At 42.8% G+C, this 14,927-nt stretch carries 14 protein-coding genes; 9 read left to right on the forward strand and 5 right to left on the reverse strand.

Annotated elements, in window-relative coordinates:
• Positions 1-319 precede the first annotated feature (319 nt).
• The 6 genes from ACKTT9_RS05335 (at position 320) to ACKTT9_RS05360 (ending at position 6,174) form a co-directional block, all read left to right on the forward strand.
• Positions 320-724, forward strand: coding sequence for a hypothetical protein (locus tag ACKTT9_RS05335; RefSeq protein ID WP_407870786.1), 405 nt, complete (start codon positions 320-322; stop codon positions 722-724).
• Between the two features lie 418 nt (positions 725-1,142).
• Entirely contained in the window at positions 1,143-1,832 is a 690-nt protein-coding gene (locus ACKTT9_RS05340) for a glutamine amidotransferase-related protein (protein WP_407870787.1), read from the forward strand.
• 137 nt (positions 1,833-1,969) lie between these two features.
• Positions 1,970-3,058 carry an endospore germination permease gene (locus ACKTT9_RS05345; RefSeq protein WP_407870788.1) on the forward strand — a complete coding sequence of 363 codons (1,089 nt, stop codon included), beginning with the start codon at positions 1,970-1,972 and terminating at the stop codon, positions 3,056-3,058.
• Entirely contained in the window at positions 3,055-4,527 is a 1,473-nt protein-coding gene (locus ACKTT9_RS05350) for a spore germination protein (RefSeq protein ID WP_407870789.1), read from the forward strand. Before ACKTT9_RS05345 ends, ACKTT9_RS05350 begins: the two co-directional genes overlap by 4 nt.
• A complete protein-coding gene (locus ACKTT9_RS05355; RefSeq protein WP_407870790.1) occupies positions 4,524-5,678 on the forward strand; it encodes a Ger(x)C family spore germination protein in 1,155 nt (384 codons plus the stop codon). The genes ACKTT9_RS05350 and ACKTT9_RS05355 overlap by 4 nt, the downstream gene beginning before the upstream one ends.
• Before the next feature lie 10 nt (positions 5,679-5,688).
• Positions 5,689-6,174, forward strand: coding sequence for a hypothetical protein (locus ACKTT9_RS05360; RefSeq protein ID WP_407870791.1), 486 nt, complete (start codon positions 5,689-5,691; stop codon positions 6,172-6,174).
• A 37-nt stretch (positions 6,175-6,211) separates the two neighbouring features.
• Here ACKTT9_RS05360 and ACKTT9_RS05365 read toward each other — a convergent pair whose 3' ends face one another.
• Positions 6,212-6,364, reverse strand: coding sequence for a DUF3973 domain-containing protein (locus ACKTT9_RS05365; protein WP_407870792.1), 153 nt, complete (start codon positions 6,362-6,364; stop codon positions 6,212-6,214).
• 258 nt (positions 6,365-6,622) lie between these two features.
• Here ACKTT9_RS05365 and ACKTT9_RS05370 point away from each other — a divergent pair, with 258 nt between their 5' ends.
• Positions 6,623-7,423 (forward strand): hypothetical protein, encoded by an 801-nt coding sequence (locus ACKTT9_RS05370; RefSeq protein WP_127457377.1) that lies wholly within the window; start codon positions 6,623-6,625, stop codon positions 7,421-7,423.
• A gap of 60 nt (positions 7,424-7,483) precedes the next feature.
• Here the strand turns inward: ACKTT9_RS05370 and ACKTT9_RS05375 are convergent, their stop codons facing one another.
• The gene (locus ACKTT9_RS05375) at positions 7,484-8,374 is read right to left on the reverse strand and encodes a helix-turn-helix domain-containing protein (protein WP_407870793.1); all 891 of its coding nucleotides are present in this window, start codon (positions 8,372-8,374) and stop codon (positions 7,484-7,486) included.
• A 145-nt stretch (positions 8,375-8,519) separates the two neighbouring features.
• Here ACKTT9_RS05375 and ACKTT9_RS05380 point away from each other — a divergent pair, with 145 nt between their 5' ends.
• Positions 8,520-9,434, forward strand: coding sequence for a DMT family transporter (locus tag ACKTT9_RS05380; protein WP_407870794.1), 915 nt, complete (start codon positions 8,520-8,522; stop codon positions 9,432-9,434).
• A 75-nt stretch (positions 9,435-9,509) separates the two neighbouring features.
• Here ACKTT9_RS05380 and ACKTT9_RS05385 read toward each other — a convergent pair whose 3' ends face one another.
• The 3 genes from ACKTT9_RS05385 to ACKTT9_RS05395 form a co-directional block, all read right to left on the reverse strand.
• Positions 9,510-10,523, reverse strand: coding sequence for an ABC transporter substrate-binding protein (locus tag ACKTT9_RS05385; protein ID WP_407870795.1), 1,014 nt, complete (start codon positions 10,521-10,523; stop codon positions 9,510-9,512).
• A gap of 182 nt (positions 10,524-10,705) precedes the next feature.
• On the reverse strand, positions 10,706-12,433 hold the full coding sequence (locus tag ACKTT9_RS05390) for a helix-turn-helix domain-containing protein (RefSeq protein WP_407870796.1): 1,728 nt from the start codon (positions 12,431-12,433) through the stop codon (positions 10,706-10,708).
• Positions 12,430-13,230: an AraC family transcriptional regulator gene (locus tag ACKTT9_RS05395; protein ID WP_407870797.1), complete on the reverse strand. Its 801-nt coding sequence runs from the start codon at positions 13,228-13,230 to the stop codon at positions 12,430-12,432. Before ACKTT9_RS05395 ends, ACKTT9_RS05390 begins: the two co-directional genes overlap by 4 nt.
• A gap of 225 nt (positions 13,231-13,455) precedes the next feature.
• Here ACKTT9_RS05395 and ACKTT9_RS05400 point away from each other — a divergent pair, with 225 nt between their 5' ends.
• Positions 13,456-14,919, forward strand: a complete 1,464-nt coding sequence (locus ACKTT9_RS05400; RefSeq protein WP_407870798.1) for a sulfatase — start codon at positions 13,456-13,458, stop codon at positions 14,917-14,919.
• The last annotated feature ends 8 nt before the right edge of the window (positions 14,920-14,927 follow it).

Raw genomic sequence — 14,927 nt, forward strand, 5'->3', positions numbered from 1 at the left:
TTGGGAAATACACAGGTAAGAACGAGAATATTGAATACTATCAAAGACAAGATTACGAAAAGAACAATGATTTAGATCATTTTAATCAAAAAGATGCAGTTTATGATTACTATTACAACACAAAAAAGGTATCCTTACTGATTAAGTATCTATAAATCAAAACTATAGCAGGCGAAACAGTGATTCTTCTCTGGCATCTACGTTTAATCGCTAGGCGGTGGAACGTTTGTTTAATAAGAATTATTAATGGACAGGTGCCACGGCAGCCTGCTCATTTTATTGAGATCTAATAAAGAGATTACGAGGTAGGAGGAGCATATTGGACAAAAGAAAGATAATGTTGATTACGCTTACTACCATTATTTTGCTAAATGTGCTAGCAAGCTTTCGATGGAATTATAACAATTTTGAAGGTGACATGAGATACAAAACAGACCGTTGGACCAATATAGTTTGGGTTGAATTTTACGCACCTCTTGCAAGTGGATCAGCAATGGAGTTTCCGTTATTACCGGACTCGGAGATTAATTCCTACCCACAATTAGAGTCTCACGTAGAAAAAATCGCCATGTCTGGTTATTTGGTGAGTGAATGGCTTAAGAGAATGAAATTAACTTACTTATATTATGGTATCAACTCCTTTTTAATAATTATTTTGCTGCTATTATTGGCAATGATCACAAGAACCAGAAAGCGTCCCACGAGGAATAGTGAATTAAACTAAATACGGTTCATTCTCTCGTAATACTCGAAAAATAGCTTTTCCGCGAACATAAAACAATAGCTAAATACAATATGGAATTACATAATACTATCAAGAAAAGACCTGGTCCAAAGGGGTGACTAGCTGTGAATAGATATGGTTTTTACTTGTTCTGTTCTGCAGTATGTATCGTGCTTTCCTTGGCATTCCTAATTTATGCTTATTGGGACATTTCTCAACCCAAGATAGGTCCAGTTGGGGATGGCGAACAGAAACTGACCTTAATACAAATACTTCCTCAAATTTGCACACTAGCTGCTGGCGTCATTCATTTGCCACTTGCTATTTACCAGTATAGAAAACATAAAAAATCCAAGTGAACTTAAAATACTAGACTATCTATACGACTAAAAATCCCAAAGCGAGGCGTACAAACAATATGAAAATTGGCATTGTAGGTGATTTTAGCCCAAAATACCCATCGCAGATCGCTACTAATAATGCGCTTAGACACACTTTAGCTAAATTAGGAATTTCTATTGAGTTTGAGTGGATTGCAACAACAACAATATGTAAACAACTGGAGGCCATCAAGCGTACTTACAATGGTTTTTGGATAGGCCCAGGTTATCCAAATTCAATCGATGGGGTACTTAGCCTTATTCAATTCGCACGTGAAAACGATATACCTTTGCTGGGGACATGCGGCGGATTTCAATACATTATTATGGAATATGCCAAACATAAATTGATGTTGGAACATGCAGCCCACGCAGAGCGCGACCCCCATGCTTCACAATTAATAATTAGTAAACTGGCCTGCTCCTTAGTTGGTCAGAAAGGTGAAGTTATCATCAGGAAACCTTCGAAAACCTTTAATATTTATAAGACCGAAACTATAAACGAACAGTTTAGGTGTAGTTATGGACTAAGTTCCGAGTATGAAAAACAAATTCATGATAGCGGGTTAAAAATTGTAGGAACAGATCCTGTAGGTAATCCAAGAATTATAGAAATACCTGATCATAAATTCTTTATTGGTACTTTATTTGTTCCCCAATTAAGTTCCACTGTAGATTCAACACATTGTATCATTGACTCCTTTATCACTAATGTAAAAGGCGCCTAATATAGGTGCTCTTTTGTTATTTATGCGGTTTTCAACGCAACTAGTCAGCCTCTTCGATTTAACCTATATCGTATAAATTCATGAAAATGCAGCATACTACAGGAACAATTTACTAAATTGAGAATCGGAGGATGCTGATGAAAAACGGCTCAATCACCTTTTTGCAAACAAGCATGATGTTAATGCTTTCTATTGGGTTGTTAAACCATGTCATTATCATTCCGATGTTGTTACAAAAAGCACACCGCGACAGCTGGATCTCCGTTCTGCTTGCGGGCTCGTTTTTTATGATTTGGGTTGTTTTGCTTTATTCGGTTATTGGTAAAAATCGGGATATGCCTCTATTCCAATGGCTTAAGCTTAAATACGGCGCAATGGTATCCTACTTGCTGGCAGGTTTAGCGTGCATCTACATATTCACCTTATCAACGATTACTTTAAAAGATACCGTTACATGGATTCATCTTGCCTTCTCAACGAATACTCCCATCATTGTTTTAGCCTCTGCCTTGCTGATTGTTTGTTCTATTAATGCTTATAAAGGTATCGAATCGATAGCCAATACAGCGGCTATCTTTTTACCGTTTGTTGTCATATTAGGTTTTTATGTGATGACAGCCAATTATCCGAATAAGGAATACTCCTTGTTAAAGCCTTTTCTGGAATTTGGCATGAAGCCTGTCTGGCATGGGGTCATCTATGTCGAGGCAGGACTACTCGAATTATCGCTGCTGTTATTTATAAAGCATCATATCCGTTCTCGTATTTCGTTCATGTCCCTTGTGGCACTGACCTTGATTTTGATCTTACTAACATTTGGTCCTTTAGTCGGCGCAATTATCGAGTTCGGTCCCAAGCAAGCCTCCCATTTAAGGTTCCCTGCTTATGAAGAGTGGAGGTTAGTGACAATAGGCCACTTTATTGAGCACATGGATTTTTTAAGTATATATCAGTGGTTCAGCGGGGCTTTTCTGAGAATTTCACTGACTCTTTTTTTGATCAACGATATTCTGGGTATTGAGAAAAAAAGGGGAAAGACATTATCCCTCTTCCTTATATGTTCTATTCAAATCATAGCGATATGCTTGCCAATTAGCGATCCTAATTTTATTAACCTGATTACAGATGTTCTGTTACCAGCTATATTTTGGGGAATGTCGGGTTATTTCCTAATTATTATTGGTTTAATTCATTTCGGAAACAGATGGAGAAGAGTGAAATCATGAGAAATAGGTTGGAATCGTTGGGATCAGCGGAGGAAGAGCCATATGGTTCATTTCAGCGGTTGTTCAAAGACTGCAGCGATGTGCATATTAACAAACTGAATCTCACTCAAAAAGATGGATCCTCATTTTTGTTGCTTTTTGTTTATTGTGATGGGCTGTGCGATACACACCGAATTCATCAATTTTTTATTCCTCATCTGATTGAAATGTTTAAAGAACATGCCATATCGAACGACAGCGAACTACAGCGGCACCTACCCTTTCAGCTGAACCCGGTTCCGCAAGATTGGGATGACGAATACATCATAAATAAGATTTTTAATGGGGAGCTGCTGGCATATTTCCATGAAACTGCCACCATGTACACATGGGATATAGCCAATGCCCCGCAGAGAAAAACGGAGGAATCGAGTGCCGAGATTTCGGTAAGAGGACCTCGTGACGGCTTTATTGAAGATGCGAGGGTCAATGTCGCGTTAATAAGAAAAAGATTAAAAACAAATGCTCTAGCCGTAGAAGAATATACGCTCGGAACGCAGACGCAAACCAAGACGTTGCTTCTTTATCTGAAAGATGCGATTAATCCAACCATTGTTGAGGAGGTCACATCCCGATTGGCCAGCTTGAAACTCAAAGGGATGATCAGCAGTTCTCAACTGGAGGAGGGACTAGAAAGTAATAAGTATTTTTCGAAGTTTGTCTATACTGGGAGGCCGGATTTTGCGGTGAACTCCCTCATGCACGGCAGGTTTGTCATTGTGGTCGATGGTTCCCCAACAGCGATCATTGGGCCTGTTAACTTTACCTTTTTGCTCAATACTTCGGAGGATGCTTATACCCTTAATTGGTTTGTCATGTTTACCCGATTGTTAAGGTTGTGTGGAATATTTTTTTCCGTGTTTCTTCCTGGATTTTGGATCGCATTGCTTACTTATCATCAGGATCAGCTCCCGTTTACTTTGCTGGGTACTCTGCTCATTTCCAGACAAGGTGTTCCGCTGCCGGCTCCTCTCGAAGCCGTTGTGATGATTCTTCTATTTGAATTATTTCGGGAAGCGGGCATGCGCTTGCCATCTTCATTCGGACAGACCATCTCTGTTGTTGGCGGATTAATTGTCGGACAGGCGGCCATCAGCGCAGGCATGACGGCACCGGGGATTCTGGTTATCGTAGCCATCTCCGTATTAGCTTCTTTTACCATGGTGAATCAAAATATGGTTGGCTTCGTGAGTCTGATAAGATTAATCATACTGATTGTTAGCGGTGTACTTGGTTTGTTTGGATTATTGATTTGTATGTTAGCTATTGCTATCTATATGGTTAATCTGCAATCGTTTGGAATCAAATATCTAAGTCCGGTGGCACCTATTAATTTCCGCGATCTATTGAAAATTTTTTTCCGTATGCCTTGGGGGAAGAAGGAAGGTGTACCTGGCTTCATACGAAAATCCGGAGATGATCAAACGTGAAGTTAATACCACTTTTATTGGTGATTGGAATTCTCCCTCTACTGCTAACCGGTTGCTGGGGACTAAGGGAGATTGAGCATCTAGCCTATGTCAATTCGATTGGTATTGATTATGTAAAAGGCAAAGTGGTGTTCTATACCCAGATGATCAGTTTTAATAATATTGCCAAGAAAGAAGCAGGAGCCGGGATGAGCAAGGAAGTGGTTTCAATTGGCAAAGGTGAAGGTAGAACCGTGGATGAAGCGATCTTTGATCTTTACAAAACGTCACAGCAAAGATTGTCCTGGAGCCATGTGAAAACATTAGCATTTACGGAATCGGCGCTGCGGGAGGATGTTATTCATGGCGTTTTGGACCAAATGGACAGGTATTACGAGTTCCGGTATACCATTTGGACGATGGCAACTCAGGGCTCAATCTTGGATATATTTAACACAAGCCCAACCCAAAACATGTCGACGCTATACTCACAATTAAATAACCCGCGTGACCGTTATTCCCAAAGTTCGCTTGTGGCTCCATTATATTTGTACAAATTTATTTGGAAATGGGATGAAAATAGCCAAATCCTGTTGCTTCCTGAATTAAGCGTCAATGAAACTAGCTGGGTAGAGAACAAGAAGCCGTCACCACAGCTTCAACAAGATGGGGTATGTGCTATTCAAAATAAACAATTGCTGGGGTGCTTTAAGATTGACGAAATTATGGGTTTACGATGGATGGAGAAAGAAACGGTGCGCACCCCTTTGATGCTTCAGATTGACAATAAACCCATTGCCATGATGATTGTTAAAAAGATTAAACCCTCCATCGAACCTAAGCTATCGAACGGCAAATTAACCTTTCACATTAAAGTCAAAATGGAAGGATCAGTAACGGAGCAAGAAAAGCCTGCAAAGGAGAGTGATCTGAAAGAACTGGCTGAAAAGGAAATAAGGAAGCAGATTCAAAAAACCTTTTTGGTCGGCCTTAAATCAGATGCAGACCTTCTAGGTCTTTCTGATTCACTCTACCGATCCAATTCGAAGGAATGGCACCGACTTGTTAAAAATGGGTCTTTGCCTTTAAAGCCTGAGTCTTTAGGGGAGATCGATGTAAGTATAGGAATAACTGATGTAGGGATAGCTAAAATACTTAAAAAGAAAGATTGAGGGATCTCAAATGATCAATGAACCCAATGAACAGGCTGCACATAAAAGTGATATTTTTGCATTGATTTGGTCTATTGCTATGCCAGGCTTAGGTCATCTTTATTTAGGCAATAAAATTATAGGAATATTATTTATAGCCTATACGGGGATATTCATGATTTTCTCAGAGCTGAATAACGCTATTTTTTATGCTTTTGCAGGAGATTTTCAAAAGGCAAATTCGATTTTTGCAGAAAGCCCTTCCATATTTTTCCCAGCCGTATATAGCTTTGCTATCTGGCATGCCTATAATTACGATGTTATAGTGCGCAAAGGTCGTTCAAGTGAATATAAACTTACTGGTTTCTTTTTCGGACTTTTAATCGGAGGAGTGCCAGGGTCAAGTCAACAGTTTTTAGGAACGTACATTTTTACAGGACTGGTAGTAGGAATAATCTCTGGAATACTATTTCATCTTGTAGAAAAACTAATTGTTACTCAGCTCAAAAAGAGTTAAAGATTTTTAGGCACACTTCTTAAAAAGCACTACGAGATCACTTTTTTTCAATGCGGCAAACTCCTGCATGATAAAGAGTTGAATTATTATAATAGAACCCTGAACTAAAAATGAGTATTTGTTGCGATTTAGAACGCAGGTGGAGTTCTTTACACCGAATGCAATAGTACATAGGATCACCTCGAAACATCTTTTATTAAAGTTGAAAATGACTTGCATTCTGATAGCCTACCTGTTTGGAGACGTCAAAACAATGGAGAAATTTAAGGGTTCTGGTTTGCTTTTTTTCGGTAAAAAAAATTAACCGAGCAGTATATTTTAATAATGCCTCTATCATCCTCTTCAATCTTGCAGTCGCCTCTATATAAATTGATGATCTTGTCCTGCTGCATCCGTCCATACCAAATCACTCTATTTCTCATTTCATATATAGGAATTCTTAATTCTTTTGAGAGTGGTGGTAGAGATGGCCTTTACGGTTCCTGTGGTTTCAATCTTCACAGCGGGTTCAGCTTCTGGAGGTACTTCCCAAGAGCGCCAAGCCCGGCAAGGAAATGACATTTCGAGCTCGAACCTGGCATGGGGAAGCGGCTTCTCCCCTGGAGTAAGATGTGGTATGACATTTACTGCAGCAGGCCGCTTTAACACACCTACTACAATTAATAGCAGATCCGTTACTAGTTTAGATGATCCAAGACTCGTCGCTTTATTCGATATGGCCAAAAGACAAACGAACAATGCCACTGCACTTTATGTCATCTATGTGAGCGGGGAATTCCTCACCAGTTCCGGCAACGTCATTGGCATGGGTGGACCGCGATTCAAATTTTTTAACAGCACTACCGATTATGGTCTGTATGGTCATATCGTCATGAGCGACGGAGCGCTAAATTCGTATGGGCTTGCACATGAAGCCGGGCACTGTTTATTCGGCCGGTTTTTGAACAGCAACCAGAATAGCTTTACGATTAACGATCCGTCCAATCCTGGCAGCGATCACAGCAACAATCCGCAAAATCTCATGTTTCCAACGATTCCGAACGAGAATCCGCAGATTGTATCGTCACAGTGCAGCACCGCCAGACAAAGTAAAATTGTGCTGCAGAACGCTTCGAACAGCCGAGGCAGAATTATTAAAAACAATCTGACGTCGATGAAAAAACTAAACGCCAGAATCATTGCAAAAATGAGATTTATGAAGAAGGATACGTTACGTCGCCCTGTAAAGAAAAGACGTAAGCTGGCCTAAAGCTTAAGCTGTCCCGGATTCGTCTTAGTAGGCGACTCGGAACAGCTTTTTACATATGTTTCAGAAAATAGAGGAGGAAGAAGAGCGGAATTCCTTGGGCGTAAGGCCGCGATGTTTTTTAAATGATTGGATAAAATGATTGACGTGATTGAAACCAACTCTTCTGGCAATTTCGGTTATCGCATATTCCGTTGATGCTAATAGCTCACAGCTTTTTTTAATCCGGTACTTGATCAAATAGTCGTAAGGGGTAATATGGATGCTCTTTTTAAAGCCGCGGGTGCACTCGGATACACTCAAATGAGCCGCATCAGCAATTTCCTTTAACGTTAAAGTATTTGTATAGTTCTGGTGAATAAAGCTAAGCATCAATTGCAATCTTTCTTGTTGCAGTCTGTTATGCTTTGAGGTTTCCTCTGAAGGTAACGAGATGTTCGAGATGAGGATTAACCATAACTTGACCGTTTTGATCGAAATCTCATACTGCCATCCCCAGTTCTTTTTCCATTCAAACTCCTTTTTCATATCGTTAAGGATTTGAAGGATTTCATTTTCCCAAGCCGCGTCTCCTTTAATTTCTAGCGACAATAGGTAGGAGTTGGTATAAGGAAGTACATAATTTCTCTCCATGGCACTATCTGAATAAAAGGCGAGCAGCTTCTCCGGAAAATTAAAGCTCACATATTCCCCGTCATGCGAAAGGCGAGTCACAATGTGCAGAACACTTTTGTTGATAAAAATAGCCTGCCCCGCTCTTAACTCATAATCAATGCCATTAATTTGAATTGTCAGCTTTCCTTTGGTCACCAAAGTCATTTGTAATTCTTCGTGCCAGTGCAAGTCGTTAACTCCTCGGCCTAGAGGGACAGATCCATGATTCGTATGGGTATACATGATATAGGGGAAGGCCTCGTCAGGAAATTGAATGGCTTCATATAATTGTTTATTCAAAGGGAAACTCCTTTTTGACGATATATCCATATAAATAAGGGATATAATTGCACAAAATATACAGGGACGATGTTATTATTATATCCAGCTTCGGCTAACCTTTACAATTCTGTGCACAGGAGTTGTTGAACAGCTTGGAGGAATTATGGATAGATTAATCAAATCTGCCTTGCAATCACATCCGTTTATTTTACTAGCCATCAGCATTTTATCCGTCTCGATCTCATCCATCATGATCAAATTTTTGGATTCGCCCACGTCCGTTGCCGGGATGTACAGATTGTTTATTTCTGTCATTCTGATGTTTGCTTTTGTCCCCTGGAGAAGGATTCGCTCCTTACGGATGGATAGAAAAGACTGGGGGATCGTGCTTTTGGCCGGCCTTTTTCTGGGGCTGCATTTTCTCTTCTGGATGGAATCTCTGGTTTATACTTCAGTAGCAAGCTCCATGGTCATCTTGTCGCTGCAGCCACTGTTTGTCATGATCGGTTCTTATTTATTATTCAAAGAACAAGTGAATCGGCTAATGGCCGGTTGCTTAATCGTTGCGCTTCTGGGTTCAATTCTTATTGCTTGGGGAGATATAGGGATTTCGAAAGCAGCACTGATTGGAGACGGCTTATCGTTAGCAGGGACGCTATTTGTTTCCGTTTATTTATTGGCGGGGCAGAAAATAAGCCATAAAATAGATGCGAATGTATACAGCATTATCGTCTTTTTCATTGGCGGTACCGTCTTGCTTCTCTACAATGTAATGAATAACATCCCGCTTACGGGGTATGACTCTTCCGAATGGACGTACTTCTTGTTGCTTGCCATCATCCCGACCTTATTCGGGCAATATATTTTTAATCTATTGTTGAAGTCAGTGGGGGCAACAACGGTATCAGTAGGCATTATCGGTGAACCCGTTCTTGCTATTATTCTCGCTTATTTATTATTAGGGGAGGCCATTACCTTATTTCAGTTTTTAGGCGGTATGCTGACTTTGTTCGGTATGGGTATGTATTTCTGGTTCAAAACTTTGACTGGGGGCAGGAAAGCCACCATCAATCATTGATTCGAGCGGTATCGGCATAAAATCGAATCGTAAAAAGCGCCACCCAGGACGGGAGGCGCTTTTTCATACAAGGATTTATTTGAGAGCAGCAGCAATCTGATCGACAATTAAATTGATCGCAATGGGTCCATAATAACCGATCCACTGCGCTGTGTTTTCTGCATAAACGTGGTTATCCTTAACCGATTTCAGATTTTTCCAGATGGAAGTTTCCTGAAAGGTAGTCGTTAGCTCCAGATTCGTCTCGTCTTGAAGCAGAAACATATGATCGGCGCCCATTTCCGGGAGAGATTCAATTGATATCATGACACTTGTATCCTTGGCGTTGTTGGCCATTTGAGGCGGAGTCAGACCCAGATCATTGTACAGGATTTGTGAAGTTCGATGTGCTGTCGTTTGAAGACGAATCATTTTATCTCTAGGCCGGATTAAAGCAACGGTTTGGCCTTTCATTTTGTTGGCTAATACCGTTTTTAGGTCGCTTATTTTTTGCTTGTAACCTGTAACCAGGGCCTGCGCCTCTTGCGGCTTATTCAAGATTTGCCCGAACTTCAACAGGACGGTCTGCCAATCTTCCGTGCGCTGCAGGACAATCGTTGGTGCGATTTTGACTAAATTGTCGTAAATTTTGTTATGGGCATCCGTAGCGATGATAAGATCCGGTTCTATGGCAATAATTCCTTCCATATTTGGTTCCAAATAAGTACCAAGTAACGGGATATTGCTCATCTTATCACCCAGATAGGGAGGGAGTCCGTTATCCGTTTCGGCTATTACACTGCCCGCCGGCTTAACACCTAGCGCTAGCATTTGATCGGCGAACTGGACGTCTAACACGACAATTTTCTTGGGTACCTCTTTGAGTGTCATTTCACCCTTCAAATGTTTGATTGTAACCGGTGCTGGCAGCTCTGACTTTACCGCGGGGCTCGTGCTTACGGGCTCACTATTCTTAGCTTGAGCTTGATTCGTCGGTTCTCCGCCAGCGTTAGTACTGCCTTGATTGGAATTGTTGGAGCAGGCAGCCAGAAAGATGACCAGACTTACTAACAGGCTAAAAGTCCATATAAACTTGATTTTTGGATGCATATGATATAATTCCTCCACTTTTTATTGAGAATGAGACTCATCTTCACTTAGAATACTATAACGATTCGTTCGGCTATCTGCCATGGATATTTGCGCCAATTCCCCATGGATTGTGGCGACACGAAAAACACTGTCGCCCGGATCAGCAAATCCGTAACAACAGTGTTGATATAGGAAAGGAATTATTTTGCATCCAAAAGGACGCTTGCCACTTGATCGACCACCTGATTCATCGCGATAGGGCCATAATAAGCAATCCAAATACTCGATTTGGCGTGATAAACATGTTGCTGCTGCACGGCGGGTAGACTTTTCCATGTCGTCGTGGCCTGGATCTCGTCTGTCCAAGCCTTAAATTGGTTGTCGGTCAATACGAAATAATGATCCGCATCCACCTCCGGCAACCCCTCCAAAGAGAGGAGGGAACTGGTCCGTTTGCGGTCAACCGCTAGCTTCGGCGGATGCAGCCCCAGATCGGTATAGAGAATAGCTGCCGTACGATGAGCACAGGTATGCAGCCGAATCGAACTGTCAAGCGGCCTGATCATCGTTACCGATTGCCCATGCAGCTTGGCCGCAAGCAATGATTTCAACGCATTAATTTTGCTTTTATACTGCTGCAAAACCTGTTCAGCCTCCGGTTTCTTGTCCATGATCCGACCGATGGTTCGCAAAGTTTCTCTCCAGTCGCGATTTCGCTCGAGCATGATAGTCGGCGCTATTAGCGTGAGGCTTGCATACAAGTTTTTGTGAACTTCAGTGCAAATGATCATATCGGGTGCCAAAGCATGCAAAGCTTCCAGATCGGGCTGTTGCATCGTTCCCAAGGGTTTGATCGGCCGAAGCTTCCCGAATAAATACTCAGGAAAGCTGCTCAGATCACCGGGTTCCATGACGCTGCCAGCCGGTTGTTCACCGAGAGCCAGCATATGGTCCATAAATTGGGGATCCAGCACAGCAATTCTCTCAGGCTGCCCCTGGAGCAGCAGCTCGCCTTTAAGATGAATAATCGTCCGCTGTAAGCGACGAATAGGAACATCAAGCGAATCTGACGCTGATTCCTTTTCGCTGCTAACTTGCTGCATCGATTCCCGATACATGCTCGGAGAAACGCCTGTGTAGCGCTTAAATAATCGGCTGAAATAGTAATTATCCACATAACCGACGGCTTCGGCAATATCCTTGAGCCCATCTTTTGTACTACAAAGCAACGCCTTGGCCTTGTCTATTCGGATTTGCATCAGGTAGTCGATCGGCCCCAGACCCAAACGCTTGTTGAACATCCGCTGCATAGTTCGAGAGCTGCTGTTGAATCGTGCTGCCAATGTGACTGCTGTGATCGGTTCGAAATAATGTTCATCCATATATCTGACAGCTTGCAGCACGATGTCCGGTGAAGTTTCTTCTAATTGTTGCTGCTGCAGTTGTCCCATTAATTCACAGATGAATTGGTAAAATAACGATTTCACCTGCAGCTTCGCCAACGCTTCCGTCTGTTCCCATTCCTGCTCCATACGTGACAAGGAAATGAGAAGCGGAGCCGTGTGACTGGCCACGAAACCATAGTGGATATCAAATGGTTCCGTACGATCCAGCAATTCAAGCAAGTCTTGGCTGCACGGCATCGGAAGAGAAGCTTTATACGAAATGATGTAATATTCTAAAGGATCGGTGACGTCCTTAACCGTAAGCGTAGCACCCTTGCTTGCGTGACAAACATATCCATTCTCCAGAGGGTGCTCATCCTCGTCTAGCAGCATCCGAGCACGACCTTTTACCGTGTATATTAGAGTACTCGACATAAGCTGGAATGCGTGCGAAGGCTCGCCGATAGGCAGCTCAGTCCGCTGCACATCCGTTATTTTCAGCGATGCTTGGTTCCAAAGTAGAAGGTGATTTTCCACAATCATAGCGTGATGTCAGCTCCTGTCAGGTCCAATCCCGAATGCTTATAGGCTGTCGGAGACATAGACGTGTACTTTTTGAAAATGCGGAAGAAATACGAATGATCGTAATAACCCAAATAATCGGAGATCTCGGTTACCGAAAGGTCGGAGTTCGTCAACAGATTGCAAGCCTCTTTCATGCGCAATAAGTGAATGTACTGAATGGGGGAGACGCCCATAACTTCGCGAAACATGGAGATGGTATAGTTGGATGAGCGGTGTATGAGGGAGGCAAGTTCATCGATTTGAATGGGTTGCCTGTAGTGAGCGACCATGTATTTCTGCAATTCGTTCGCGAGTTTCAGCTTGATCGGAGCTGCTTCTACAAGTTCGAATTCACGTGCGGCCATTCCGACTACTTCCTGTAAAATCCCGCTGACCAAATAGCGATTGAATTTGCCGTCTCCGACGACTTCGAGATATAGCTTTTCGAATCGGTGCTTGACATACTCGAAGTTACGTATTTTACATTTGATAAATTGTCCTTTTCTGAAAATGGGAAGCTCCTCTGAATCCTCTTCGCCGTGATTAAACAAGACGGTGAATTTCTGATGCTCACCTTCATGGTTCTCACCTGCACGCAAGGTGTTAATCGGTAGGAACAGCAATTCTCCTTTTTCCCCAATCACCGTACGGTCGTTGATCGTGTATTTGATTTTACCCTCAATCATAAGCACCAGCACATTATGGTTTAACAACATTAAGTTAGTACGCCAGTTCGGAATGCGATTATCAAAATGTACGGTACGAAGGGACAGCATAGGAAAGTTCCTTTCAAGCAGTATAACTAGACATTAGCAGTATACATGAATATATTCAATAATCCTTTTATAAATGAGCTTTTTGACTAAAAAGTTAGAAGAGAATTGTACACATGATCCATATAATATGCATGGACGATCCGCCAGTGTGTTTAGTACTATTCACAATAAGGAGAGCGTTTTCAAAGTGACATCTTAAATCATACGAGAAGGAGATTTTAAAAGATGAGAATCTTGCTGCTTGATTTGGACTCTACCAGACCCGATCATTTAGGGTGCTACGGTTACGAACGAAATACGTCACCAAATATTGATAAAATCGCTGAGGAAGGCGTCAGATTTTCGAATTACTATACGTCGGACGCACCCTGCTTTCCTTCACGGACAGCGCTCATGACCGGACGATTTGGCATTCATAACGGAGTTGTTGGACATGGCGGTACAGCTGCTGACGTTCGGCATGAAGGAGAGGACCGTCAGTTCCGCAGCCGCTTAACGAGCGAATGTTTCCCTGCCTTATTTCGCTCCGCCGGTATGAAAACGGCTCTCATCAGCCCTTTCGGCGAAAGACATTCCGCTTGGACATTTTATGCCGGTTTTAACGAAATTCATAATACAGGAAAAGGCGGCATGGAATCCGCCGAGGAGGTCACTCCGCTCGTTTTGAATTGGATTCAGCAAAATGCGAAGCAAGACGATTGGTTCCTGTATGTCAACTATTGGGATCCACATACCCCGTACCGCGCTCCGGAGGAATTCGGTAATCCGTTTGCCAACGACCCTCTGCCCGAGTGGATTACGGATGAGGTACTGAAGGAACATACGACACGTAAGGTTGGCCCGCATAGCGCCCGTGAGATCAGCATGTTTGATAATAAAACGAATCCGAAATTTCCACGCCACCCGGGGGATTTCACGGACCGTGAGGGATTGCGCCGTGTCATCGACGGTTATGACTGCGGTATCCGCCATATGGACGATCACATCGGCATGTTATTTCGTGAGCTGGAGCGTCAAGATGTGATGGAAGACCTCGTTGTAATCATTACTGCGGACCATGGTGAGAACATTGGGGAACTCGGGATCTACGGAGAACACGGAACCGCCGATCAAGGCACCTGCCGAATTCCGATGATTATCCGTTGGCCGGGCATGATGAAGAACCATTTGGATGAGGGCTTGCATTATCATCTGGATATTTTGCCGACGATAGCCGAGCTGCTGGGCAAGTCACCGGCTCCGTCTTGGGATGGCACCAGTTATGCGGCGGCACTGCAAACAGGTGAAGCCTGCGGTCGGGACTATTTGGTGGTGTCGCAATGCGCACATGTCTGCCAGCGAAGTGTCCGCTTCGGCGATTATTTGTACGTGCGTACCTATCATGACGGCTATCATTTGTTTGATAAGGAAATGCTCTTTAATCTGAAGGAAGATCCGCATGAACAGCATAATCTTGCACAAGCCGAGAGGAATCTATGCAAAGATGCGGTGTACTACCTGAATGAATGGCATGACGAGATGATGGACTCGATGGAGTTCGATAACGATCCGCTATGGACGGTTATGAAGGAAGGTGGGCCTTACCACGCAAAGGGTCATCTGCAAGGTTACATCAGCTGGTTGGAACAGACGGGGAGAGCGTATGCGATTCCTGAACTTAAGCGGCGGCATCCGGCGGAGTTCAAGTAGGATGGAAA

The sequence above is a fragment of the Paenibacillus sp. P36 genome (assembly GCF_045866505.1).
GTDB classification, from domain to species: Bacteria; Bacillota; Bacilli; order Paenibacillales; family NBRC-103111; genus Paenibacillus_E; species Paenibacillus_E chondroitinus.

Coding starts and splice junctions, on each gene's coding strand:
- ACKTT9_RS05350 (WP_407870789.1), top strand. CDS start 3,055: ATGAGAAATAGGTTGGAATCGTTGGGATCAGCGGAGGAAGAGCCATAT.
- ACKTT9_RS05345 (WP_407870788.1), top strand. CDS start 1,970: ATGAAAAACGGCTCAATCACCTTTTTGCAAACAAGCATGATGTTAATG.
- ACKTT9_RS05395 (WP_407870797.1), bottom strand. CDS start 13,230: ATGCTGTCCCTTCGTACCGTACATTTTGATAATCGCATTCCGAACTGG.
- ACKTT9_RS05400 (WP_407870798.1), top strand. CDS start 13,456: ATGAGAATCTTGCTGCTTGATTTGGACTCTACCAGACCCGATCATTTA.
- ACKTT9_RS05385 (WP_407870795.1), bottom strand. CDS start 10,523: ATGCATCCAAAAATCAAGTTTATATGGACTTTTAGCCTGTTAGTAAGT.
- ACKTT9_RS05365 (WP_407870792.1), bottom strand. CDS start 6,364: ATGTTTCGAGGTGATCCTATGTACTATTGCATTCGGTGTAAAGAACTC.
- ACKTT9_RS05380 (WP_407870794.1), top strand. CDS start 8,520: ATGGATAGATTAATCAAATCTGCCTTGCAATCACATCCGTTTATTTTA.
- ACKTT9_RS05390 (WP_407870796.1), bottom strand. CDS start 12,433: ATGATTGTGGAAAATCACCTTCTACTTTGGAACCAAGCATCGCTGAAA.
- ACKTT9_RS05340 (WP_407870787.1), top strand. CDS start 1,143: ATGAAAATTGGCATTGTAGGTGATTTTAGCCCAAAATACCCATCGCAG.
- ACKTT9_RS05360 (WP_407870791.1), top strand. CDS start 5,689: ATGATCAATGAACCCAATGAACAGGCTGCACATAAAAGTGATATTTTT.